17 protein-coding genes and 3 pseudogenes are annotated in these 23,898 nt (G+C 62.0%); 7 read left to right on the top strand and 13 right to left on the bottom strand.

Annotation, left to right across the window (positions count from 1 at the left end; genetic code table 11):
- Positions 1–703: 703 nt before the first annotated feature.
- From EJ074_RS11055 to groES, 4 genes and pseudogenes are all read right to left on the bottom strand, one after another.
- Positions 704–2,033, bottom strand: a pseudogene (locus tag EJ074_RS11055) (Do family serine endopeptidase).
- 156 nt (positions 2,034–2,189) lie between these two features.
- Positions 2,190–2,420, bottom strand: coding sequence for a hypothetical protein (locus EJ074_RS11050; RefSeq protein ID WP_095809072.1), 231 nt, complete (start codon positions 2,418–2,420; stop codon positions 2,190–2,192).
- Positions 2,421–2,480: 60 nt separating this feature from the next.
- Positions 2,481–4,109: a chaperonin GroEL gene (groL, locus tag EJ074_RS11045; RefSeq protein WP_129553349.1), complete on the bottom strand. Its 1,629-nt coding sequence runs from the start codon at positions 4,107–4,109 to the stop codon at positions 2,481–2,483.
- Positions 4,110–4,170: 61 nt separating this feature from the next.
- The gene (gene groES / locus EJ074_RS11040) at positions 4,171–4,485 is read right to left on the bottom strand and encodes a co-chaperone GroES (protein ID WP_129553348.1); all 315 of its coding nucleotides are present in this window, start codon (positions 4,483–4,485) and stop codon (positions 4,171–4,173) included.
- A gap of 339 nt (positions 4,486–4,824) precedes the next feature.
- Here groES and EJ074_RS11035 point away from each other — a divergent pair, with 339 nt between their 5' ends.
- From EJ074_RS11035 to EJ074_RS11025, 3 genes are all read left to right on the top strand, one after another.
- On the top strand, positions 4,825–5,157 hold the full coding sequence (locus EJ074_RS11035; protein ID WP_129554040.1) for a hypothetical protein: 333 nt from the start codon (positions 4,825–4,827) through the stop codon (positions 5,155–5,157).
- 26 nt (positions 5,158–5,183) lie between these two features.
- Positions 5,184–5,453, top strand: a complete 270-nt coding sequence (locus EJ074_RS11030; protein ID WP_129553347.1) for an usg protein — start codon at positions 5,184–5,186, stop codon at positions 5,451–5,453.
- Between the two features lie 1,401 nt (positions 5,454–6,854).
- Positions 6,855–7,124, top strand: coding sequence for a DUF982 domain-containing protein (locus tag EJ074_RS11025; protein WP_245454835.1), 270 nt, complete (start codon positions 6,855–6,857; stop codon positions 7,122–7,124).
- A 46-nt stretch (positions 7,125–7,170) separates the two neighbouring features.
- Here the strand turns inward: EJ074_RS11025 and EJ074_RS30215 are convergent.
- A pseudogene (locus EJ074_RS30215) lies at positions 7,171–7,427 on the bottom strand (hypothetical protein).
- Positions 7,428–7,643: 216 nt separating this feature from the next.
- On the opposite strand from EJ074_RS30215, the gene EJ074_RS11015 reads away from it, so the two are divergent.
- Genes EJ074_RS11015 through EJ074_RS11005 form a run of 3 tightly spaced genes read left to right on the top strand, consistent with a single transcriptional unit; the run spans position 7,644 to position 8,993 of the window.
- On the top strand, positions 7,644–8,111 hold the full coding sequence (locus EJ074_RS11015) for an Hsp20 family protein (protein WP_129553346.1): 468 nt from the start codon (positions 7,644–7,646) through the stop codon (positions 8,109–8,111).
- Entirely contained in the window at positions 8,092–8,661 is a 570-nt protein-coding gene (locus EJ074_RS11010; RefSeq protein ID WP_348627006.1) for an NADH dehydrogenase ubiquinone Fe-S protein 4, read from the top strand. The genes EJ074_RS11015 and EJ074_RS11010 overlap by 20 nt, the downstream gene beginning before the upstream one ends.
- 26 nt (positions 8,662–8,687) lie before the next feature.
- Positions 8,688–8,993, top strand: coding sequence for a DUF982 domain-containing protein (locus EJ074_RS11005; protein ID WP_129553344.1), 306 nt, complete (start codon positions 8,688–8,690; stop codon positions 8,991–8,993).
- A 460-nt stretch (positions 8,994–9,453) separates the two neighbouring features.
- Here EJ074_RS11005 and EJ074_RS11000 read toward each other — a convergent pair whose 3' ends face one another.
- Positions 9,454–10,125 carry an outer membrane protein gene (locus EJ074_RS11000; protein ID WP_129553343.1) on the bottom strand — a complete coding sequence of 224 codons (672 nt, stop codon included), beginning with the start codon at positions 10,123–10,125 and terminating at the stop codon, positions 9,454–9,456.
- A 387-nt stretch (positions 10,126–10,512) separates the two neighbouring features.
- On the opposite strand from EJ074_RS11000, the gene EJ074_RS10995 reads away from it, so the two are divergent.
- Positions 10,513–10,731: a hypothetical protein gene (locus EJ074_RS10995; RefSeq protein ID WP_129553342.1), complete on the top strand. Its 219-nt coding sequence runs from the start codon at positions 10,513–10,515 to the stop codon at positions 10,729–10,731.
- An 819-nt stretch (positions 10,732–11,550) separates the two neighbouring features.
- On the opposite strand, the gene EJ074_RS10990 is transcribed toward EJ074_RS10995, so the two are convergent.
- The 7 genes and pseudogenes from EJ074_RS10990 to EJ074_RS10960 all read right to left on the bottom strand — a co-directional run bounded on the left by EJ074_RS10990 (position 11,551) and on the right by EJ074_RS10960 (position 23,798).
- On the bottom strand, positions 11,551–12,561 hold the full coding sequence (locus EJ074_RS10990) for an IS110 family transposase (protein ID WP_129553341.1): 1,011 nt from the start codon (positions 12,559–12,561) through the stop codon (positions 11,551–11,553).
- Positions 12,562–12,634: 73 nt separating this feature from the next.
- Positions 12,635–13,176, bottom strand: a pseudogene (locus tag EJ074_RS10985) (MBL fold metallo-hydrolase); the annotation flags it as partial.
- 208 nt (positions 13,177–13,384) lie between these two features.
- Positions 13,385–14,884, bottom strand: coding sequence for an efflux transporter outer membrane subunit (locus EJ074_RS10980; protein WP_129553340.1), 1,500 nt, complete (start codon positions 14,882–14,884; stop codon positions 13,385–13,387).
- Positions 14,885–14,896: 12 nt separating this feature from the next.
- A complete protein-coding gene (locus EJ074_RS10975; protein WP_129553339.1) occupies positions 14,897–18,040 on the bottom strand; it encodes an efflux RND transporter permease subunit in 3,144 nt (1,047 codons plus the stop codon).
- A gap of 4 nt (positions 18,041–18,044) precedes the next feature.
- Positions 18,045–22,466: an efflux RND transporter permease subunit gene (locus EJ074_RS10970; protein WP_165349908.1), complete on the bottom strand. Its 4,422-nt coding sequence runs from the start codon at positions 22,464–22,466 to the stop codon at positions 18,045–18,047.
- Positions 22,463–23,614: an efflux RND transporter periplasmic adaptor subunit gene (locus tag EJ074_RS10965; protein WP_129553338.1), complete on the bottom strand. Its 1,152-nt coding sequence runs from the start codon at positions 23,612–23,614 to the stop codon at positions 22,463–22,465. The genes EJ074_RS10970 and EJ074_RS10965 overlap by 4 nt, the downstream gene beginning before the upstream one ends.
- Positions 23,595–23,798, bottom strand: coding sequence for a hypothetical protein (locus tag EJ074_RS10960; RefSeq protein WP_245426243.1), 204 nt, complete (start codon positions 23,796–23,798; stop codon positions 23,595–23,597). The genes EJ074_RS10965 and EJ074_RS10960 overlap by 20 nt, the downstream gene beginning before the upstream one ends.
- Between the last annotated feature and the right edge of the window lie 100 nt (positions 23,799–23,898).

The following is a 23,898-nucleotide window of genomic DNA, read 5'->3' as shown; positions in this document are numbered from 1 at the left end:
GAGATGACCACCGGCCAAGACCGAGACGGTTGATCGCGCACACGCGAGAAAGAGGGTTCGGCAGACCCGGAACACATCCTCCTTGCGAAGCGATATGAACCGCACCCGGTACGACATCAGCGAACGTCGTTCCCGTGCCTGGATCCGATTGTGGCATCCGGCAAAAATGAGGTAGGTGAGCAGGCCGAGCCTTTCAAGGGCTCAATCATGTTGGGCGAAGAAACCTTAAATCAAGCAATCAGCTATCGTTCGCGGCGCGGCTGACGATTGAAGTGCCGGAAATCTCAGTTCATGCGCGTGAGCGGATCGTAGTTTTGCGATCTGTCCATTAACGGCACGATGGGCGGCGGCGACCGCGTGCCTTTGGCATGAGCCAACCCAACATCGCTAGGCGTCGAGTTCTTCCCGACCGACTAAAGCCCGGCCCTAGCGGACAAATCCAGTTCAATCTGTATTGCTCCGCAGGGAGGCATGAAGTGCATGCTCGCCTTCATCGTAGTAGCTCCGCGGCGCGTTAAGTGAGTATGCGGAGCTTCTCATGACTATTCGCGGCATAGGCAACTTTGCATTGCCCTCCCACGGGTCAGACTCTGGCGGTTGATCTGGCACTAAGACACGTAGTACCTGCTGCCGTTAATTGCTGCTGCTCTATAATGGGCGTAAGCCGTTTGGACGCGATCAGCCCCCCTCGGGCGCGCTGCCCTCAGGAAGGCACCACCAGAAACAGCTTTGCTCCACCGCGAAACAGATCCATTGCAATCGTCCCGCTTGCCTCGCGCAACGCAGCTCTCAGTTCGGCCACTGAGGCAACCGGTTTCCGATTGATCGCGACGATGACGTCGCCGGCGCGCAAGCCCGCTCGGGCCGCGGCGCTTCCTTCGTCGACTTGCGAGACAAACACATTGCCCGCCGCGTCCTGGGCGCCTTCCAGAGGGTCCGGCTGCGATGGTGCGGCGGCTGCCGCGTTCTCCGGCGCGATACGAATGGTCACGCTCTTGCGGGCGCCATCGCGCAGATATTCGACGGCCACCTCCGATCCGACCGGTGTCAGACCGATGCGGTTCCTCAGATCGGCTGAGCCGGAGATCGGATAGTTATCGATGCTGACGATCACATCGCCGGCCTGCAACACGGCATGGGCGGCCGGAGAACCGCCTTCGACGCTGCCCACGACGGCGCCCGAACTGTCGGTGAGTTTGAGTGCCTCCGCGAGGTCTGGCGTGAGGTCCTGTACAGCAACGCCGATGCGGCCTCGGCGCACTTCGCCATGGTCGATCAGCTGTTTCATCACCGATGACACCATGGCGATGGGGACAGCGAAGCCGATGCCGACATTACCGCCGGCCGGCGCTATGATCGCGGTATTGATGCCGACCAGCTTGCCATCCGTGGTTACGAGCGCCCCACCCGAATTTGATCGAGGCATCGGTCTGGATGAAATCCTCATAGCCCTCGATGTTGATGCCACTGCGGCCGAGCGCGCTGACAATCCCTGACGTCACTGTCTGGCCAAGACCGAAGGGATTGCCGATCGCTACAACAGAGTCGCCCACCCGAAGTGTATCGGAGTTGCCGAAAGGAAGAGCCGTGAGCCTGGTCGCCTTGATCCTCAGCACGGCGATGTCGGTCGCCTGATCGCTTCCGACAAGCTCCGCTTTGAAACGACGACGATCCTTGAGCGTCACCGAGATATCACTGGCATCGGCGACGACGTGATGATTGGTCAGGATAAGACCCTTGTCGGCATCGACGATAACGCCGGAACCGGCGCTCAGCCTGGGCTGCGCCTCAGGCATGTTGAAATAACGCCGGAAGAAGGGATCGTTGTAGAGCGGGTTGGTCTGCCCAGGCGAATTCGAGGTGACGGCAATATTGACAACCGCAGGCGCCACCTGGTCAAGGATGTCCGGCAGCGGTCGCTGGGTGGTGGTGCTGACGACGGGCGCGGCTACTGCCGGGTACGCCGGCATTGGAGTTAGCGCGAAATAGAGTGCGGCGAGCACGCCGATGTAACTTGACGATCGCACAGTCATTTTTCGGCCCCGAAACGTAGATTGCTCCTCTCGGCGCGGCCAGCTGGCTATCGGGTCTGCCTTGATGGATCGGACCCCATTGTCCAATCCGTCAATTCGTGCCGGCGTGCACCAGTTCGATTGTCAGAACCGCCGGCCATCCCGGGCGCGGCGGCATCAGCTCGCTGAAGGTGCGATTTCTGGGCTCGGTTTGGTGTCTGTGAGTTTGCGAGCGGCAAGAAACATAATCGTATATGCTGCTCTGCGTCGGTCCCAACCCGCAGCCTCGGTTCTATCAAGCAAGTCGTCCAGCACCGGGTCGAGCGCAACCTTCAGGTCCGCTTCATAGTTCAGATCGGTGACCCCTCGTGAGGGCGGGGGGACTACGTTTAAGTTCATCATGTTCATGGCTGTACCCATCTGTCACGAGTGTCCGCGCCCCGTGGGCGCGGACACTGCCATCTCTCGTCAGAAATCCATGCCGCCGCCAGGCATTGCCGGAACCGCGGTTTCCTTTTTCGGCTTCTCGGCAACCATCGCTTCGGTGGTCACCAGCAGGCCGGCAACCGATGCCGCATCCTGGAGTGCGGTCCGCACCACCTTCACCGGATCGATGACGCCCTCGTTGTAGAGGTCGCCAAACGCGTTGGTCTGTGCGTTCCAGCCCCAGCCGAACTCCGGCTTCTCGCGCAGTTTGCCGACGATGATCGAGCCTTCCGCGCCGGCGTTCTCGGCGATTTGGCGCACGGGCGCCTCGATCGCGCGGCGCACGATCTCGATACCGTGCTTCTGGTCCTCATTCTCGGCCTGCACGCTGTCGAGTGCCTTGGCCGCACGAAGAAGTGCCACGCCGCCACCTGGCAATACGCCTTCCTCGACCGCAGCGCGTGTCGCATGCATGGCATCGTCGACGCGGTCCTTGCGCTCCTTGACCTCGACCTCGGTCGAGCCGCCGACACGAATAACGGCGACGCCGCCCGCAAGCTTGGCCAGCCGCTCCTGCAGCTTCTCGCGGTCGTAGTCCGAGGTTGTCTCCTCGATTTGCACCTTGATCTGGCTGACGCGGCCCTGGATCTCGCTCTTCGAGCCGGCGCCGTCCACGATGGTGGTGTTCTCCTTCTCGATCACCACCTTCTTGGCGCGGCCCAGCATGTTGAGCGTGACATTCTCAAGCTTGATGCCGAGATCTTCGCTGATGGCCGTGCCGCCGGTCAGGATGGCGATATCCTCCAGCATCGCCTTGCGGCGGTCGCCGAAGCCCGGCGCCTTGACGGCCGCAACCTTCAGGCCTCCGCGCAGCTTGTTGACCACCAGCGTGGCCAGAGCCTCGCCCTCGACATCCTCGGCGATGATCAGCAGCGGCTTGGCTGACTGCACCACGGCCTCGAGCACGGGAAGCAGCGCTTGCAGGTTGCCGAGCTTCTTCTCATGGATCAGCACATAGGGCTCTTCCAGCTCGACGCGCATCTTGTCCTGGTTGGTGATGAAATAGGGGCTGAGGTAGCCACGGTCGAACTGCATGCCTTCGACGACTTCCAGTTCGGTTTCGGCGGTCTTTGCTTCCTCGACAGTGATGACGCCTTCGTTGCCGACCTTTTGCATCGCTTCGGCCAGGAAGCGGCCGATCTCGGCATCGCCATTGGCCGAAATCGTGCCGACCTGGGCGATCTCGTCATTCCTGGTCACCTTGCGGGCGTTGGTTTTCAACTCCTGGACAATTGCCTCGACCGCCTTGTCGATGCCGCGTTTCAGATCCATCGGGTTCATGCCCGAGGCAACAGCCTTGGCACCTTCCTTGACGATTGCCTGGGCAAGCACCGTGGCCGTCGTGGTGCCGTCGCCGGCGATGTCGCTGGTCTTTGAAGCGACCTCGCGCACCATCTGCGCGCCCATGTTCTCGAACTTGTCTTCGAGTTCGATCTCCTTGGCGACGGTGACGCCGTCCTTGGTGATGCGCGGGGCGCCGAACGACTTGTCGATGACGACGTTGCGGCCCTTCGGGCCGAGTGTCACTTTCACCGCGTCGGCGAGGATGTTGACGCCGCGCAGCATGCGCTCACGGGCGTCGGAATGGAATTTGACTTCCTTGGCAGCCATTGGATCACTCCTTGCTTTAGGCAGCTTTCATTGACTGAGTTGCGGTTCGATCGAAGCCCGGTCAGGCGGCTTTCTTGACCGTTGCGGTCTGCTCGATCACGCCCATCACATCGCTTTCCTTCATGATGAGCAGGTCTTCGCCATTGAGCTTGATCTCCGTGCCGGACCACTTGCCGAACAGAATATGGTCGCCGACCTTTACGTCGAGGGCGACAAGCTTGCCGCTTTCGTCACGAGCGCCCGGGCCGACGGCGATGACTTCGCCTTCCTGCGGCTTCTCCTTGGCAGTGTCGGGGATGATGATGCCGCCGGCGCTTTTCTCCTCGGCCTCGATGCGGCGGACCAGGATACGGTCATGCAATGGACGGAACGTCATATCGTTCTCCTTCGGGACAAACAGATTTTTGAGGTTCCTCCACACCGGACCGGCAATATCGGGCCGGTGCGGGGCGCCACGACCTTTTTCAGGCATCGCGCGCGTATCGAGCTAGTTTTGGTATTTTCGGGTTTCAAGGGGTCGCTGGAAAATTTTTGGCACTCTGCATTCAAGAGTGCTAGAGACGTGAATTCATACAGCTATTTCCGCCAGGCGCGAGATTTTCTGGTCTTGAAATTCGATCCGAACTCCACGAAATTTTTTGCGGCTGGAGTCCCGAAAGGGGTCACTGCAACAACCAACGATGCCAAGGAGATTGTTACGAAGCGGAGACCATCGATGGAACCGTCGAAAAACATATCCTCGATCGCCCCTGAAACCTCTGATCCTTCGCTTGACCGCCTGCTGTTCCCGGCGAGGCACTTCAATCATCCCGACGAGGTGGTGGGCGACCGAACGCTCGACATTCAGGAAAAGCGCGCGATTCTTGCCTCATGGGCGTCGGATGCCTGTGCCGTCGAATCCATGCCTGCGCTGCGAAAGCCACCGGGTGCCGCGAGGCCTGTGACGTTTGACGCCGTCATGGATGCACTTCGCCGCCTGGACAATAGTCGTGGCGAGGTTGGCTGTGAACGGCGGGCCCAAGGACGCCCGCAACGCCTCGACGCCTGAACGACGCACTTGAGAAGGAGAGAAGCATGGTCAGCAGGGAGTTCCGGCTGCAGATGGAGGGCTACGGTCTCACAACCGCGGAGATCCACTACCATATCCCCGATCATCCAAGCCTGTTGCAGCTCTACGTTTGGCAGGAATACGATCTCGCACCGGAATTCCCGACCCTGAAAAGGTTTCTGGATCATTGGGAGCGCGAACTCCAAGGCGCCCTCCATTCCGTGCGCGTCGCCCATCATCGCTTGATAAGGCCTTCCGAATGGAAGGCGGCCGACGGCATCTTCACCATTCAATAGCCGGCGCGCGCCCGGGTGCCGGGTCATGACTGCCAATTCACGTCCGTCTGGCCATGGCGGCTAGCGCCACCCGTGCCGGTGCGGAGATGCACCAACAATTCTCCGCGAGAGAGATGGTTCTGCACAATCGTCACGTGTTTCGCAAAGAATGGCCTGTCCGATGCGATGGCTCTTAGGGGCCGCCGAGTTAGCCGGCTTAGTGTGACCTGTTCGACCAGGCGTCGCCGACGATCCAGGCGGCGAGGCTGATTATGAGCAAGACTATTGATGCCATGAGGGGCATGAAAAGCCATGAGCGAAAGCGGCAACCATTCGGCGTTGAAAAGGTAGCTCATCAGCTCTTTAAAGGACGACAACGGCAATCTCCATTGCCAAGTGGGCGTTCTCCATCGAACCTGTTCGACAGTTCCTTCCGTCTGACACGCCCACTCTGCGGTCACGCAATTTGGGCATGATCATATAGGTCTCTCCGAGCGTCAGCGCAGCGGGGAACGAACAGACTTAAAACAGACAGTCCCCGGCTCTGGCGGCGTCGATCGACGGCTGGGGACGATCCGCAGGATGATAAGGATTGTCGAAGTGTGCTTTGCCATCGCCGCGGCTCAATTCGCCCTAGCGACATCTTCTCAGGAGCACGACAGGCGACGATGCCGTTCCAACATGAGCAGACGCTGAGGTCCACGCCGGGCTGTGATGCCCCTGGCGCGGCGCGTCGAGGGACGGAGGCGCAATGTTGGAGACGCCCAGCTTCTGGAAACTGTGATCGTGCCATTTGGCGGTTGAATGCGGCGGCTTCTTCCGCCGTATTGAAAGCTCTTGCGGTCACCGTGTCGTCAGCCGACAGAATGATCGCGAGATACGAAATCCCACAGTTGGCGGGCTGTATACCACACAGGCGGTCTTCTTGCTGATATCCTAGTTGTACTGACTCATGCGCTGGTTATACCCCATTGCTTGACTTGACCAAGCTATTGGCGAGGAAAGCGTGATCGTCCTTCGGAAGCGCCGTTCACCCGAATGCAAAATCCAGACCGCGAGCAATCCGGATTTCTCCTGCCCCAGCATGATCGAAGGAAACCCAATAATGCCGCACCAAGAGCGCTGGCCGCTCGGTTGGCATCTTCCTTCATTTGGAAATGGGTGCTTCCAATATCTCTCGGTGGCGAGTGCACTTTTCACTGGTTGGAGCGGAAGGACGTAGGGAGGCAGCTGTAGGCAATAGAGTCCGTTCCTGTGCTGGCCCGCTGTGGCGTTCGACGGGCCCCTTGCCTATTGGCTTTAGCCGCTCGGCATCATTCCTGCTCCACTGTTAGAAGGGAGGTCACCCATGGAAAGCGGAACTTTCGAACAAGCGATTTTCGTCAGGGACGATGGTTTCGTTCTCCGAAGAATCGTTGTGTGATGGATGCGATAGAATTCTTGGAGGAATGGCCGGTCGACAGGCGAGGTCTCCTTCACGCGGCGGCATGTGAAACATACTGTTCCGCGTACGATGGGCGAAAGTCGGTCGAGGCGGCACACAAGATCTTTACGACTTGGGCCCGCAGGGTCGGTGTGACCGAGGATGTCCCAGTGGCGGCCCCCGATGAGCAAACGAAACCCACTGCCAGGCGCGGGCTTACAAACTTGGATCTCAAAAACGTAAAAAGTCTAACGGTACGCCACCCTTGAAAGATCGTGGAGACCTGGCTTTGGATCACCATAGACGGCATCGTAGTCAATGGCCGTCGCCCCGATCTTCTTGGATCGGATCCGTCAGGTCGCCTTCGTCGTCAGGTTCGATCAGGTCGATTAGCGCTGCCACCCGTGTTCCAGGCAACGGTCGCCCCAGGCTCATCAATGCCTCATCACCAAAGGCCCATGCCCCGCCTCTCTCAATTCATCGAGCGAGGCGCCGAATGCGATGATCTCCGCAATTGTTACGTCGTCCACGGGTCCGAGGACCGAAAGAACATCTTGGCGTGTCACGGTCATCCCTTTTCCTCCCGTCGAAATACCAGAGAAGGACATGGGTATTGGATGGAGGCCTTGCTAGCGGCCCGTTCGCATTTCAGCGGCCCTCTTGACGCCGCGGAAATCGATGCCCAACTCATCATTGTCGGTTGCCTTGGCATGGGACCGATTTGTCAGGGAGCGCCGCAGCTTCTTGGCGTTCCCTCGTATCTATGTTGCTCCAAGGAGGATGTAGCTATGAGAACCAACCTGGACTTTTCTCCTTTCTATCGATCGAGCATTGGATTTGACCGGATCTTCAGTATGCTCGAAAACGCCAGTCCTTCGCAGAATGCCGACAACTGGCCGCCGTACGACATCGCGAAACTCGGGGAAGACGCCTACCGCATTGTCCTAGCGGTCGCCGGTTTTAGCGAAGACGAGCTTACGATTACGCATCAGCCGAATGTGCTCGTGATCGAGGGCGCCAAGACAGAGACCAGAGAGGTCCATTACCTCCATCATGGCTTAGCTCTGAGGTCGTTCGCGCGCCATTTCGAGCTGGCCGATCACGTGACCATAGTCGGGGCCACATTAGAAAACGGTTTGCTGACCATCGATCTCAGGAAAGAAATTCCGGAGGAGATGAAGCCGCGTCGAATTGCGATCGACGTCGAGACCGGCAGGAAGGCGACGTCCCAGCGCAATGAAAGCGCAGCCGCCTAGTCTTTGGTGGTCGGCAGCCGAGAAGGTGCAGACAAGCACCACCCAACGACAACGGATGAGGGACGCGAACTCAGGCCCGGGGGCGCGAACGTGCCCCGGCCTTGGCAGATGGGCGAGGGCGCCAATGACGGAATTATTTGCAGCAGCTAGGCAGAGCCGGCAGGCCAGGAAACGGTGTCCTGTGGTCGTCGCCACTCCGCTCCCAGTCTCCTGCCAGGCTGCCGCGAGGATCTTTCGGCCCAGCCGTTCGGTCATGACGTCGGCGCGGGTCACCTCCCGGCCGTGGCGTCTCGTGTTCGAACGGCGAGGCCCGCCCGTCATTGAACCCCTGATGGGCTATTGCGGCGGCGGTGACACGCTGACCCAAGTGCAGCTGGATTTTCCCAGCGTGGACGCAGCCGTCGACTTCGCTGAGAATCAGGGACTGGACTACGTCATTCGGACCGATCCGGCCGAGAGGCCCCGACCAAACGTTCGAGACCCTTTCGGAAAAACGGCAGCACGCTCCGTCCCCCTGCAACATCAAAGGCGAGAGGTGAAACAACGGTAATTCATTGGAATCTCAGGGAGGCAACGATGAGAGGTCTGGCTTTTCTGGTCCCCGTCCGGATCAAGACCAACGACGAGGTCCACGACATCAACACAGTGCGAGAGTCGCTCGTGTTCTTGAATCAATGGCCGAAACCGCGGCGCGGACCGGTATACAGTTGCGCAGTAAGAAGTTGCAACGCCGCGATTGCCGGGCAGATGACAACCGATCAGGCACGGCAGGCATTTGTCGGCTTCGCCAGAATCGCCGGGATCCTGGCCAAAACCGATTTGTCTGCGGCGCCCGACGCAAAAGTAGCAGAGAGGCCACCGAAAGGTGAAGGCTTCTCTTGAGAGCCTGGCGAAGGCCTTCGGCTAACGGCGATATGGCACCGCATCAAAAATTTCAGCGAACTTCGCGATGGAGGCGGTTGACCCGCAGCCATGGCCGTTGACCTACAATAACCTGATCGAGCGCAAAGCGGTAGAGATCGCGCCAATCAGAGGACAGAGCAGCCCAATCGATATCCAAGCCTTGGCACGGTTCACAGCTTCGCCCATGCGCAGGATAGGCAGGTAGAAATCCACCCATGTGCCCTGCACGTCGAAGGTAAGCGCACGAACCGTCTCCAGCGCCCGCGTGTCGTCTCAGCTTCCTTCCACACTGAAACCCTGCACCGAGGCATGGCGGAGAATATGTTCGCCCCCGGAGGAACTTCACCCGACCGGTGATGCCCGGCTTCGCCCATTGCGTTGCGCAAAGAAAAAGCCCGTCGCGGTTTTGCGACAGGCTCTCTATTGGGACTTGAGAGGACTAGAATTTGTAGGCGATGCCCAGCCGAACTTCGTTGGTCTTCAGATCGACATCAGCATTGACCGGATCACCAAACGATTCTGAACCGAAGTCAGTATAGCGATACTCGGCGCGCAGCAGCAGATTGTCGGTCATAGCGTAATCCAAGCCCGCGCCTATCGTCCATCCTGTGAACGTATCTCCGAACGAGGGCCCACCGGCATTGCTGCTTACGTCGATGTCGCCAAATGCAACGCCACCGGCGATATAAGGGAGAAAACGATCAACGGCATATCCTAGGCGAAGTCTTGCCGCCCCGCTCCAATTGAGTTCTTCGGTGGCGATGGTGCCCGGAATTGGCACACCGGGAGCGGCGAATATTTGGCCGCTGCCATCAACACCCGCAGACACGAAGTCCAGTTCCGCACCTATCACGATGTTGCTCGACATCTGATAGTTGTAACCGGCGTAAACGCCTCCAAGGAATCCGTCAGGATCTGTCTCGACAAAGCCCGGACCACCGATTTGGTCTATGTCGCCATCACCCCAAGCATAACCCGCCTGAAGGCCGATATATCCGCCTGTCCAGCTAAAAACCGGCGCGACATCGGGGACTTGCTGGACGATAGCATCGGCAGCAAACGCCGAGGACGCCAGCAGAGACAACGACAAACCAAGAAGCAACTTCTTCATCGACAATCCCCCTGTAACCTACCCTTTCGTAGCAGAGCGCGCCGCTACGTGCAGTCGTATTTCTGCCACACTAGAACCAGATTTGCGCTTGAGGTTGGATTTCCTCGCCAGGCGAGTTTCTTTCAGAGTGCAGCACCATCGCACCGACCACGTCCCAGGGCGGCAGGGAGATGGACGCCCCTGAAAGGATAAGGGCGCTCGCATTTTGCACTAATCGCGTGATTTCTAATGTGATCGTAGATTTCACTGCACAGGAAGGTGCAATCCCTCGCACCGAGGGTGAGTCCCCAAGTCCCTGCACCCGCCGTCGACTGCGGATGGACCAGCGACGGCGGGAGCGGCGGCGCACGGGCTATTCCGACTCTCACCGAAAACCCTGCAGCGAGGATGCCGAAGAACATACTCGCAGCGCAAGAACCGGACGCGTCCCGTAATGTGAGGCTTGACCCACTCGACGTCATCGCGAAGGCGCTAGAGCGGGATGAAATTGGCTTGATTCGGGACTGCACATTGGAAGCAGTATCGATAGTCGCGCCGAAGCGCCGCCGAACCGTGCTCAAGCTGCTCGGCGCCGCGATCCGTGACCTTACGCAACAGCAAGAATAATGCCGCCAGCACACCACCTCTCCGGACATGATCACTACTCGTCGGTCCCGTGTCGACTTCGTCGACGCCATCGATGGCTTTGCCCCGTGTTCAGACCTATGCCGCTTCAAACGTGAACGACTCATCTCAACCCTTCCGTGACGTTCCGATCCAACCGGACGAGCGTCCGTCTTGGGCGCGGCAACGAGCGGAAACTGGATCGAATCGACGCATACGACTATGTCGGAGCCAAAGGAAGGCGATGCGAGCTCAAAGGCGCAACGCGCCCAGCTCCCTTTGTGCGGCGACGAGGTCGACGATTGGATACCTTGTGTCAAATGCGCGGATCACCGCTTGCAGAGCAGTCACCGCCTCATGGACACGACCTTGTCGTGCCAGAACTGGTGCTAGTTGTGTTGTGGCGCGAAGCTCGAAGAGTCTCGCTTGCTGCCGACGGGCTGTAGCAATCGCTGCTTCGAACAGGGGCGTGGCACCCGTCAGGTCACCTCTGTCCGCGGCGACTTGGCCACGAAGCCGGATGCAATTCTGCCAGGTAGGACGCTTCATCGGTATCAACAACGAGCGTATCGATGTCAGACGGCCCTTTAATTGCGGGTAGTTGTCAATTCGAATCTCGCATTGCCATCGCCGGGGTCATGGTCCTTTCCGAGGTCGAATGCCTCATGATGATGTTCGGGTCGGGCGCCTCAACGTTTCCAACGAGATGCAGATGAACTGCTGTCAGCCGTTTGACCGAGGTCGCCGCAACCACCGTCCCGGCGGGGACATCACGAGTTCCGCGTTGATAGCAGCCCGAGAAGTCGTTTGGGATGGAGTCGGCTAAGCCATCTTTTCGTTACCCCACTCAAAGCTGGTGCCGTCAACCCAAATGCAATGAAGGAGAACGGCGATCTTCCGTGCGATCGCCACCTTTGCCTTCTTCAAGCCGATCCGTCTCGACAGGCGCATCCCCCAGGCTTTCAGCGTGGACCATTTCTTCGTCCGGTGCAGGAGCACGTTGGCCGCCTCGTACAGATAGGTTCGCAACAGTCGATCTCCCCAACGTGAGACGCGGCCATTGATATCCGTTTCACCGGACTGCCTTCGTCGTGGAGTCAGGCCGAGATAGGCTCCCACGTTGGCGGCCGAGCGAAAGCGCGAGGGATCGTCGATCGTGTGGCGGAAGGTGAGCGCGGTCACCACGCCGATGCCGGGGACTGTCATCAGCCGCCGTGTGGTTTCGTCTTCACGAGCGAGATGCCGGACCTGCCGATCAAGTTTCTCCTGTTCACAGCAGACTTGCTCATGGACAGACAGAAGCGCCGGATGCCCGTCAGCAACCAGTTCCCAAACCTTTCGCCGGAACTGTGACCCAATCGCTCGACCGAACTGCAGCCCGTATTCCTTCAGCATGGACCGTGTCTGGTTTTCGAGATCGCGACGGATCTCGACAAGTCTTGACCGTGCCACGAGCATGGACCGGGTGGCCTGACTCTCTGCGCTCTTGACCTTCACTTCCCGATACCAGCCGACGCGAACCAACTCGGCCAGGCCGCGGGCATCGTTCTCATCGCTCTTGTTCATTCGGACTGAAAGCGCTGCCTTTGCATGTCGAGCATCAATGCAGACAACCGGCAATCCGACCCGTTTAAGCTCATGCCAGAGCCAGCTCGACATGGCGCCCGTCTCGAATCCGATGCGCTCGGCGTGAGGCGCACGTTTACGCAGCAACTCCGTCAAGGCTCCCGGATCGGACTTCGCCTTTCCCTGGAACACCGTCTTTCCAGCATCATCGACCACGCAAACGCTCGTCTCTCGCTGCGACACATCCAATCCGACATATTGCTTCACTGCGGCCTCCTTGATCTCAATGGTCGGCGGCTTTTGCCGTCAGCCGAGTCTTCGTCAAAGGAGCGACGGCAGCCAGGTCGGCGTCGCGGACATGGTCCGCAAGCTCATCGGTCGACTCCGCATCGCCGATGATGACCAGCTTCTTGCCTGCTTCCAGCGGTCCTAGCACGTCTTCGGAAGCAACTGTTCGGCCATCCGCGAGGTGATGGACCGGCCCTCCACCAGTTCCTTCCTGATTGGACCGTCTGGCACGCCGAGAGACGTGAGTGCTCGGCGCGAAGGTGACGGCGCGCTCGTGTCTCGAGCACGAAGCCGTAGCTATCGGTGTCGCGGTAACGAACCTAAAAGCAGTCGATCATGAATTCATCCGCGTCGAAAAATCGACCGGGCGTCAGCGGTTCAAGCATTAGCGGATTGGCGCTCGTCCTTCACCCCACAGACCAGCGAGCATGCGGACGACGACGTCGAGGGTGTCCGGGCCTCCATGTACGGTCAAGAGCTCTTCGCCGCTTTGCCGCAACCCGAGCGTCGAGAACAGGCCGGGGATTCCAAAGATATGGTCGAAATGGGCATGCGTAAGCAGCAGCGGTGAATCCGCCTGAAGCCGGTGCCGCTGACTGGCGCTGCGTGCCTTGTCGCGCCGCGGCGAAGCTTCTGGTCCGCGATACCCTCCGATCCAGCTATTCGTACCGACCGTTTTCGCCTGCGAGAACAACGTTGTTCGAAACATATGCGGAAATCACGTCTGCCATGAGTTCCAAAATTGCATCTTTCGAGGCGTCGTCGGTCATTTCTCTCTCCTCTGATTGACCGTGCATCTTGTTCACTTCGCCACGGCTCTTGACGCGAAGCGTGGCCCAGTCGTGACATCGATGATCTCTGGTGTCGTGCTGTCGACGCCGCCGTCCCAGCCGCCGCCGAGCGCCTTGTTCAATCCTATATAGTCGGTGGCGATCGACACTCGGCTTTGGATCAGAGTGTCATCGGCTGAGTAGGCCGATCGCTCGGCATCCAGCACATCGAGAAGGCTCGTCTCGCCCGCCTTGTAGAGCGTCCGTTCCAGCCTCGCGGCTTCGCCATAGGATTTCGCGGAAGAGGCGAGCCTGCCGTTTCTGATGCGCTCCTGCGATAGTGAAACCGTGGAGTTCTCCACGTCTTCCAGCGCGGTCAGCACGGCGGCCTTGTATGCAATGAAGTACTGGTCGCGCTGGGCTTTGGCGACGTCGACGGCCGCCCGCAACTGGCCGCCGTTAAACAGCGGCACGCTGAGCGACGGACCGAACGACCAGCCGATGGTGGAGTTCTTGCCGAGATCGCCGAGCTTGAGGGATGTGGTGCTGATGTCGCCGGTCAGGCTGACGCTCGGATAGCGCGCCGCCTCGGCCTGGCCGATCTTGGCGGTGGACTGCGCATACTGCCGCTCGGCCATGCGCACGTCCGGACGGGTGAGCAGGATGTCGGCCGGGATGCCGGTCGGGATCGGCAGGCGGGGCGCTGGGATCGGCTTGGCGCGCTTCAGCCGCTCGGTAAGGGCCGCCGGCGGCCGGCCAGTCAGCACCGAAAGCCGGTGCACGGCTTCGGCGTAGCTTGCTTCCAGCGTCGGAATCTCCGCTTCCGTGCTGCTTGCCTGTCCCATGGCCTTGGCGACATCTGCCGCCGTCGCGGTGCCGGCCAGGGCCATCGTGCTGGTAAGCTCGGCGGTCTGCTTTTGTGACGCAGCCGAGCGCCGGGCCAGCGCGACGCGGGTCTGATAGCCGCGTGCCTGGATATAGTTGGAGGCGACATCACCGACCAAGGTCAGAAGGGTCGATCGCAGGTGTTCCTCGGAAGCGTCGACGCCATAGCTGGCGGCCTCGACGCCGCGGCGGTTCGCGCCGAAGAGGTCGAGTTCCCAGCTGGCATCGAAGCCTGCCTGGTACTGGTCATAGGTTGTGCTGGTTGCCGTGCCCGAGCTGGTTGCTGCGGTCCTATTGCGGGTAGCCGAGGCCGAACCCTCGGCGGATGGTAGCAACTTGCCCACCGACTGGCGGTAGCTTGCCCGCGCCTCGCGGATTTTGGCATTGGCGGTCGCGACATCGAGATTGCCGGCGACCGCTTCCTCCACGAGCGCGTTCAACTCGGGATCGCGCAGGCGCTGCCACCATTGCGACAGCTGCACCGGCTTAGCCGGCTTCACCGCCTTCTGCCCGCTCCAACTCGCTGGCATTACCAGAAGAGACTTCTGGTAATCCGGACCGACGACGCATCCCGAGAGCAGGGCAGCGGCAAACGCGGGCAAAAGAAGCCCCCTCGCGGTCGCGAGACCGCGTTCAAAACCTGGCATGGAAAGAAACCTCTATTCTTGAGTGGCTGTGGCTGGGGTCCCGTCCGTATCCTGCTTGGTCGCCTTGCCCTTGAAGATGCGGCGCACCCTGACGAAGAGAAGCGGCACCAGGAAGACGCCGATCACGGTCGCCGCGATCATGCCGCCCATCACGCCGATGCCGACCGAGTTCTGCGCGCCCGAGCCCGCGCCGCTGGCGATCGCCAGAGGTGTGACGCCGAGGATGAAGGCCAGCGACGTCATCAGGATGGGCCTCAGGCGCTGTCGCGCCGCTTCGAGCGTTGCTTCGACCAGGCCCATGCCTGCCGCCTGCCGCTCAATGGCGAACTCGACGATGAGGATGGCGTTCTTCGAGGCAAGGCCGATCGTGGTGAGCAGGCCGACCTTGAAATAGACGTCGTTGGTCTGGCCAAAGAGGGTGGCCGCCGCCAGCGCACCGAAGATGCCGATCGGCACCGACAGCATCACCGCGAAGGGGATCGACCAGCTTTCGTAAAGCGCGGCAAGGCACAGGAACACGATCAGCGCCGAAATCGCGTAGAGCGACATCGCCTGGTTGCCGGAAAGCTTCTCCTGATGCGACAGGCCGGTCCATTCATGCGAATATCCGGCGGGCAGTTGCGCGACCAGCCTGTCGATCTCGTCCATCGCCGCGCCTGAGCTTTGGCCGGCGGCCGCGGCGCCCTGGATCTCGACCGCCGCCGAGCCGTTGTAGCGTTCGAGGCGGGGCGATCCGTAGGTCCAGTGGCTGGAGGCGAAGGCCGAGAACGGCACCATGGCGCCGCTGGAGTTGCGGACCTGCCATTTGTCGAGATCTTCCGGTTGCATACGGAAATCCGAGTCCGACTGCAGATAGACCGGCTTGACCCGTCCCCGATCGATAAAGTCGTTGACGTAGTCGCTGCCCCAGGCGCTCGACAGCGTGTTGTTGATGTCGGCGAGGCTGATGCCGAGCGCGCTGGCCTTTTCCTGGTCGATATCGACCGAAAATTGCGGCTGGTCCTCCTGGCCGTTGGGGCGTGTGTTGGCGAGCAGCGTGCTCTTCCCGGCCAAGCCGAGCAACTGGTTGCGCGTCTGGATCAACGCCTCATGGCCGGCGCCATTGACATCCTGGAGGTAGAAATCGAAGCCGTTGGTGTTGCCGAAACCCTGGATTGCCGGTGGGGCGAGGGCGAAGACTTGGGCATCCCTGATCTTGGAGAAGGCGGCCATGGCGCGGCCGGCGACCGCAGACACGGAAAGAGCCTTGGTCTTGCGCTGGTCGAAATCCTTCATCCGCACGAAGGCGATGCCGACATTCTGCCCGGAGCCGCCGAATCCGAAGCCGGAAGCCGTGAACACGCCTTCGACCGCGTCCTTCTCCTCGTTGAGATAGTGGTCGGTCACCTGAGCCAGCACGCGCTGGGTGCGGTCCTGCGTCGCGCCGGCCGGCAGTGAAGCGCTGGTGATCAGGATGCCCTGATCCTCATCCGGCAGGAACGAGCTCGGCAGACGGGCGAACATCCAGCCCATGGCAACGACGATGGCGAGGAACACGGCAAGGAAGCGCCAGGAACGGTTGATGATGCCGTGCGAGCCGTCGCGGTAGGCGATGGTGCTGCGATCGAACATGCGGTTGAACCAGCCGAACGGACCCCTTTGCGTCGCATGGTCCTTGGCCGGGCGCAGGATGGTGGCGCAGAGCGCCGGCGTCAGCACCAGTGCCACCAGCACCGAGAGCACCATCGCCGAGACGATGGTGACCGAGAACTGCCGGTAGATGATGCCGGTGGATCCGCCGAAGAAGGCCATCGGCACGAACACGGCCGACAGCACGGTGGCGATGCCGATCAGCGCGCCGGTGATCTCGTTCATCGATTTGCGCGTAGCCTCCTTCGGCGGCAGGCCTTCCTCGTGCATGACGCGCTCGACATTCTCGACCACGACGATGGCGTCGTCGACGAGCAGGCCGATGGCCAAAACCATGGCGAACATGGTGAGCGTGTTGATCGAATAGCCGAAGAAGGAGAGCACGCCGAATGTGCCGAGCAGCACCACCGGCACGGCGATCGTCGGAATGATGGTGGCGCGCAGGTTCTGCAGGAAAAGCAACATCACCAGGAACACCAGCACGATCGCTTCGGCGAGCGTCTTCACCACTTCCTCGATCGAAAGCCGCACGAAGGGTGAAGTGTCATACGGGTAGACAACCTCGACGCCTTGCGGGAAGGTCGAGCTCAGGCGATTGATCGTCGTGCGTACAGCTTCCGCCGTGCTGATCGCGTTCGCGCCGGTCGCCAGGCTGATGGCGACGCCGGCGGCCGGCTTGCCGTTGTAATGGGCTTGGGTGGTGTAGCTTTCGGCGCCGATCTCGACCTTGGCAACATCGTTCAGCCGCACCAGCGAGCCGTCGGTATTGCTCTTCAGGATGATGTTGCGGAACTGCTCGGCGGTCTGCAGCCGGCTCTTCGCCGTCACCGTGGCGTTGAGCTGTTGGCCCTTGCGCGCCGGGAGCCCGCCGAGCTGGCCGGCCGAGACCTGCGTGTTCTGCGCCTCGACGGCCGTGGCGACATCGCTCGGCATCAGCGCGTATTGCGCTAGTTTGTCCGGGTTGAGCCAGATGCGCATGGCATAGCCGGAGCCGAAAAGCTGCGTCGAGCCGACGCCTTCGACACGCTTCAGCGTGTCGTTGACGGTTGAGTCGACATAGTCCGCGAGGTCGGTCGAGTTCATCTTGCCGTCGCTGGAGACGAAGCCGATGACCACCAGGAAGCCGGTCGAGGATTTGGAGACGGTGATGCCGTTGTTCTGGACGACCTGCGGCAGCTGCGACTGCACCAGCTGCAGCTTGTTCTGCGTCTGCACCTGGGCGGTGTCCGCGTTGGCGCCGCTGGTGAAGGTCAGCGTGATCGAGGCCTGTCCGGTCGAGGTCGACGTCGCCGTCATATAGTCGAGATTGTCGATACCGGTCATGCCCTGTTCGATGACCTTGGTCACCGAGTTCTCGACGGTCTGGGCGTCGGCGCCGGGGTAGGTGGCGCTGATGTTGACGGTGGTGGGAGCGATCTGCGGGTATTGCGAGATCGGCAGCGACTGCAGCGCCAAGAGGCCGCCCAGCATGATCACGATGGCGATCACCCAGGCAAAGATCGGCCGGTTGATGAAGAATCCCGACATCGCTTCAGTTCCCGGTTGCGCCAGAGGCCGGCTGCTTGGCGGCACCGGCGGCATTGCCGCTGGTGGCGGTCGCCGAGGCGGAGCTCTGCTGGCGGTCCTTGATCTCGCCGGTCGTTTCGTCGATCGTCACTTCGACCGCTGTCGCGTCGCCTCCGACGCGCACCAGTTGCAGGCCCTCGACGATGACGCGGTCGCCGTCGCCGACGCCCGAATCCACCAGCCAGTTGTTGCCGACGCCGTTGCGCACGCTGAGCACGCGCTGCTCGACCTTGCCCTGGGCATTGACGACCATGGCCGCCGCCTGGCCCTTGGGGTCGCGGGTGACGCCCCGCTGCGGCACCAGGAAGCTGTTTTGGGCGACGCCTTCCTCAACGATGGCGCGCACATACATGCCAGGCAGCAGCAGGCGGTCGGGATTGGGGAACTGGGCTCTGAGCGCGAAGGTGCCAGTCGACTGGTCGACATTGGCGCCGGCGAACTCCAGCTTGCCGTTCTGCGCGTAGATGGTGCCGTTGTCGAGCTTCAGCTTGACGCTGACATTGGTCCCGCTGAATTTCAGCCGGCCTTCGTTGATCGCCTGGCGCAGATTGAGCAGGTTGGTGCTGGACTGCGTGACATCGACATTGATCGGATCGAGCGAGCGAATGGTGGTCAGCACAGTTTCCTGGTTGGCGGTGACCAGCGCGCCCGGCGTTAGCGAGGATTTGTCGATGCGCCCGGCGATCGGCGCGGTGATCGAGGTGCGATCGAGGCTGATCTTGGCGGTTTCGACGCTGGCCTTGGCGGCTGCGACGTCGGCCAGCGCCTGCGCCAGCGTCGCGGCGGCATCATCGTAATCCTGCTTCGAGACGACGTTCTGCTTCAGCAGCCCGGCATAGCGGTCGAACTTGGCCCGGGCGGTGGGCACCGCGGCTTCAGCCTTCTGCTGCGTCGCGACGGCGCTGTCATAGGCGGCCTGATAGCTCGCCGAGTCGATGACGTAGAGCGGCTGCCCCGCCACCACCTCGGCGCCTTCCTGGAACAGCCGCTGCCGGATGATGCCGTCGACCTGCGGGCGTACCTCGGCCACGAGCGAGGCAGCGGTCCGGCCCGGCAGCTCGGCGGTGATCGCGACCGATTGCGGATGCAGGGTGACGACGCCGACCTCAGGCCTGCCGGCGCCTCCCATGCCGGCGGGCACCTGGCTCTTCTCCTGCGAGCAGGCTGCAAGCAACAGCGCGGCACAAAGCGTTCCTGCCCAGGCAGACAGGCGGCGCGGCCGCGCCAGCGAAAGAGAACGATTAGGCTGGATATACATTGACAGTTCTTTCACTGGGATTGCGGCCCTTGCCTGATCGGTAGCGCCGGGCGCTTCGACCAACAGCTTGCGGAGGTGACGGGCGAGGAAACGCTGGATGTCATCCATGAAGGAGTAGACCACCGGCACGTAGACGAGGCTGAGCACGGTCGAGGAGATGAGCCCGCCGATCACGGCGATCGCCATCGGCGCACGCGTCTCGGCGTCGGCGCCGATGCCGAGCGCGATCGGCAGCATGCCGGCGCCCATGGCGATCGATGTCATGACGATGGGCCGGGCCCGCTTGCGGGCAGCATCGAGCAGTGCCTCGAAGCGGCCCATGCCATGCTCCTTCTCGGCGACCAGAGCATATTCGACGAGCAGGATCGAGTTCTTGGCCGCGATGCCCATCAGCATCAGTATGCCGATCAACGGAGAGACGCCAAGCGCCTTGCCGGTAATGAGCAGGAAACCAAGCGCGCCGCCGACCGAGAGCGGCAAGGCGACCAGGATGGTCACCGGTTGCACGAAGCTGCGGAAGAGCAGCACCAGCGTCAGGTACATCAGGATAATGCCTGCGGCGATCGCGGTCGCGAAGCCAGAAAACAGCTCCTGCATGCGTTGGGCATCGCCGCGCGCCAGCTCATGCACGCCCTGCGGCAGGCTTTTCATGATCGGCAGCGCGCGAATGGCGGTGGTCGCCTGGCCGAGCGTCAGGCCGGAAAGATCGGCCTCGACCGTGGCGCTGCGGCTTCTGTCGACACGGGTGATGCTGTTCGGGCCGGCGTTGAAGCCGATATCGGCGGCGGCGCCGAGCGGTACCGTGCCCCTGCTGCCGGTCAGCGGCAGCATGGCAAGCTTCGCCGGATCATCAATGGCGCCGTCGGGCAAGGTGACGATGATCGAGACCTGACGGTCGCCGAGATTGAATTTCGCCAGGCTGGTGTCGGTGTCGCCGATGGTGGCGATCTTGACCGTCGCGGCGATCTCGGTCGGCGTGACGCCAAGCTCGGCCGCCTTGGCGCTGTCGGGGCGCACGATGAGCTCGGGCTTGGTGGTGGCCGCGGTCGACGTCGGATTGATCAGCCCGGGAACCGATTTCATTGCGTCGATTAGCGCATCGCTAGCCTTTGCGAGGGCTTCGCCATCGTCGCCGACCAGCGTGATCGACACCTTGGCGCCGGAGAAGCCGTCGGCGCCGAACTGGATTCGGGCGCCCGGGATGTCGTTGAGCTTCGGCGAAGCCTCTGCCTCGAATTGCTGCTGGCTCATCGTTCGCTCGGCGCGCGGCTTCAGGTTGACCGTGACGGTTGCGGTCCGTACCTCGGCCGAGCTCGAGCTTTGGTTCGGTCCGCCGCCCGACGAGGCGGCCGTGCCGATCGTGGCAAACACGCTGTCGACGGCCGGCTCCTTCTTGAGCCGTTTGGTGATGTCCTGCACCACCGCCGTGGTCTGCTCGATGGTCGAGCCGGGCTGCAGCTCGACTGAGATCATCGAGCGGCCGCGATCCGCCGCCGCCATGAATTCGGTCGGCAAGTGCGTCGCCAGCATCATCGAGCCGGCGAAGAAGGCGATGCCGGCAAGAAGCGTGATCCAGCGATGGTCGAGCGCCTTGCGCAGCAGCCACAGATAGGCAGGTACCCAGGCCGGCATGTCGCCTTCTTCGTGGCCGCCGGCGCGCACCAGATAGGCGCCCATCAGCGGGGTGAGCATGCGCGCCACCAAGAGCGAGAACAGCACCGAGATGCAGACGACGACGGCAAAACTCAGGAAGAATTTGCCTGGAATGCCGGACATGAAAGCCACCGGCAGGAAGACTGCGACGATGGTCGCGGTAGTTGCCACGACGGCGAGGCCGATCTCGTCGGCCGCTTCGATTGCCGCCTGGTAGGCGCTGACGCCGGTCTGGCGCATGTGGCGCACGATGTTCTCGATCTCGACGATGGCATCGTCGACAAGGATGCCGACGACCAGCGAAAGCGCCAGCAGCGTGATGTTGTTGAGCGAGATGTTGAAGGCTGCCATCACCGCGAAGGTCGGGATCAGCGACAGCGGCATCGCCACCGCCGACACCAGCGTTGCCCTGATGTCGCGCAGGAACAGCCAGACCACGCCGATGGCCAGCAGCGCGCCCAGCCATAGAGCTTCGAGGGCGGCGTCGTAGCTTTCCTGGACGAAGCCGGACGAGGAGGTGACCTCGGTGAACTTTGCTGTTGTAGTCTTGGCGCCCATGTCGGCGATCGCGGCGCGGGCGGCCTTGACGACATCGATCTCGCTCGAGCCGACCGACCTGTAGACATTGAAGGCGACGACTTGCCGGCCGTCGAGATAGGCCGCCTGGCGCGGCTTTTCCCAGCTGTCGACGACAGTGCCGAGGTCGGACAGCTTGACGCCGCCGGCGCCGCTCAGCGCGATGCGGGTATCGGCCAGCGCCTCGACGGTCGTGGCGCTGGCCAGCGTGCGCACCGACTGCTCCTGGCCGCCGATATTGGCGCGGCCGCCGGGCTGGTTGACGTTGTTGGAGGCGAGCGTCTGGCTGACATCGCCGGCGCTGATGCCGAGAGCGGCAAGTCGGTCGGGATCGAGCTCGACGCGGATGACGCGGTCGACGCCGCCGGCACGGGTGATCTTGGAGACGCCGTCGACGCCGAGCAGGACCTTGGCGACGTCGTTGTCGATGTACCAGCTCAGAGCGTCGGGCGACATGGTCGGCGCCTCGACCACGAAGGTCAGCATCGAATTGCCGGTTGCGTTGACCTTCGCCACGACCGGCGTCTGGGCCGCGGCCGGCAGGCTGGACTGCACGCCGGAGACGGCGCTGCGGACATCGTTGGTGGCGGTCTCGGGATCGATGCCGAGGGTGAATTCGACGGTGGTGACGGAAGAGCCCTCGCTGATCGAGGTCGAGACGTCGTCGACGCCTTCGAGGGTCGCGACAGCGTTCTCGATGACGCGCGCCACCTGGACTTCCATTTCGCTCGGCGCCGCGCCCGGCTGCGCTACCGTGACGGTGACGGTCGGCAAGTCGATATCGGGCATGTTGTTGGTGCGCAGTTGCATGAAGCCATAAACGCCGGCAACGCTGAGCGACAAGAACAGCACGATGGTCGGAACCGGATTGCGGATCGACCAGGAGGAGATGGCGTTCATTGCGCCGGCTCCGCCGTGCTCGCGGCATCGGCCGCCTTCGTCTCGTCGGCGGCGACACGCACGAGGTTACCGTCGTTGAGGAAGCCGGCGCCGGCGACGACGACGCGGTCGCCTTCCGACAAGCCGCTTTCGATGGCGACGCGGTCGTTCTGGCGCGTGCCCGTGACGACTGGACGCTCGGTGACCTTGCCGTCATCGCCGACGACGAACACAGCCGGTTTGCCGGCATGCCAGACCAAGGCCGTTTCGGCGACGGTCAGCTGCCGGGACGCAGCCGTCTCGATCGTGACGCGGGCGAACATGCCGGGCTTAAGGCCCGAGCCGTCGCTGACGGCGACATAGACGGTGCCGAGCCGGATGGTCGAGTTGACCGTCTCGGCTATCTGGGAAACGCTGCCGGAAAAGGCGCGGCCGGATGCATCGACGATGTTTGCCGGCTGACCGGCCGAGATTGCCGCCAGGTCCTTTTCAGGGACAAGCACGCCGACCTCCAGCCTGCCGTCGCGGACGATCTTCATCAGCTCGGTGCCGGCCTGGACGATGGAGCCTGTCACAGCCGGCCTGCTGGAGACGATGCCGTCGAATGGCGCGCGGATGATCGTCCTGTCGAGTTGGGCCTGTAGCCGTTCGGTGGCGGCTGCCGCCTGATCGACGCCGGCCTTGCCGGTCTTGACGGCGGTCGCCTTGTCCTCGGCGGTTTCAGCGCTGACGGCGTTGCTGGCGAGCAGCTTGTTGGCGCGGGCCGCGGCCGACAGCGCGGAATCGAGGGTTGCCTGAGCTTGCGCGACGGCTGCCTTCTGCTCGGCGAGCTGGGCTTTAAGCAGCGAGTCATCCAACCTTGCGACGACATCGCCGGCCTTCACATGATCGCCCTCGGCCACCAGGACTTCGGTCAGGCGCAGGCCGCTTTCTTCGGCGCCGATCGTCGCTTCCTGCCATGCAGCCACCGTGCCGGTGGCGCTGACCGACGATGTCACCGTCCGGGGGACCACCTTCTCCACCGAAACGGTGAGCGCCGCTGCCGGCGCAGGCGTCTGCGCCGCCGGCTCGGGCGTGGCGCGGCCATAAGCCTTGAGCGCTGCGACGGCGGCCAGCGCGGCCAGCAAGGCCGCCAGAAGAAGATGTCTTTTACGCAATTTTGCGGTCATGATTTTCAGTGCTTGAAGACGAGATCGGAAGCGGCAGGCGGTAGGCGGCGAAGCTCAACCGGATCGCCCCTTTCAGCGCCTGCTTCGACAGGATCTTTTGCCTGGCACCGGCGCCGGAGCGTATCGGCAAGGGCGAGCCCAGCGAGGTAAGCAGCCGCAGCATCATCAGGGCTTCCCACATCATAACGCGGTCCATGCTTGACGGCGGTCGCGCCGACGCGTCCGCCAATTCGCAAGAGAACCGGCCGGCCCGTGAACGGGTGGATCAGCGGACCGGCCGGCGC

Origin of the sequence: Mesorhizobium sp. M3A.F.Ca.ET.080.04.2.1, from assembly GCF_003952525.1 — a bacterium.
Classification (GTDB): domain Bacteria; phylum Pseudomonadota; class Alphaproteobacteria; order Rhizobiales; family Rhizobiaceae; genus Mesorhizobium.
Note: the sequence above shows the minus strand (reverse complement) of the source record. Positions and strands in the feature narration are given on the sequence as shown.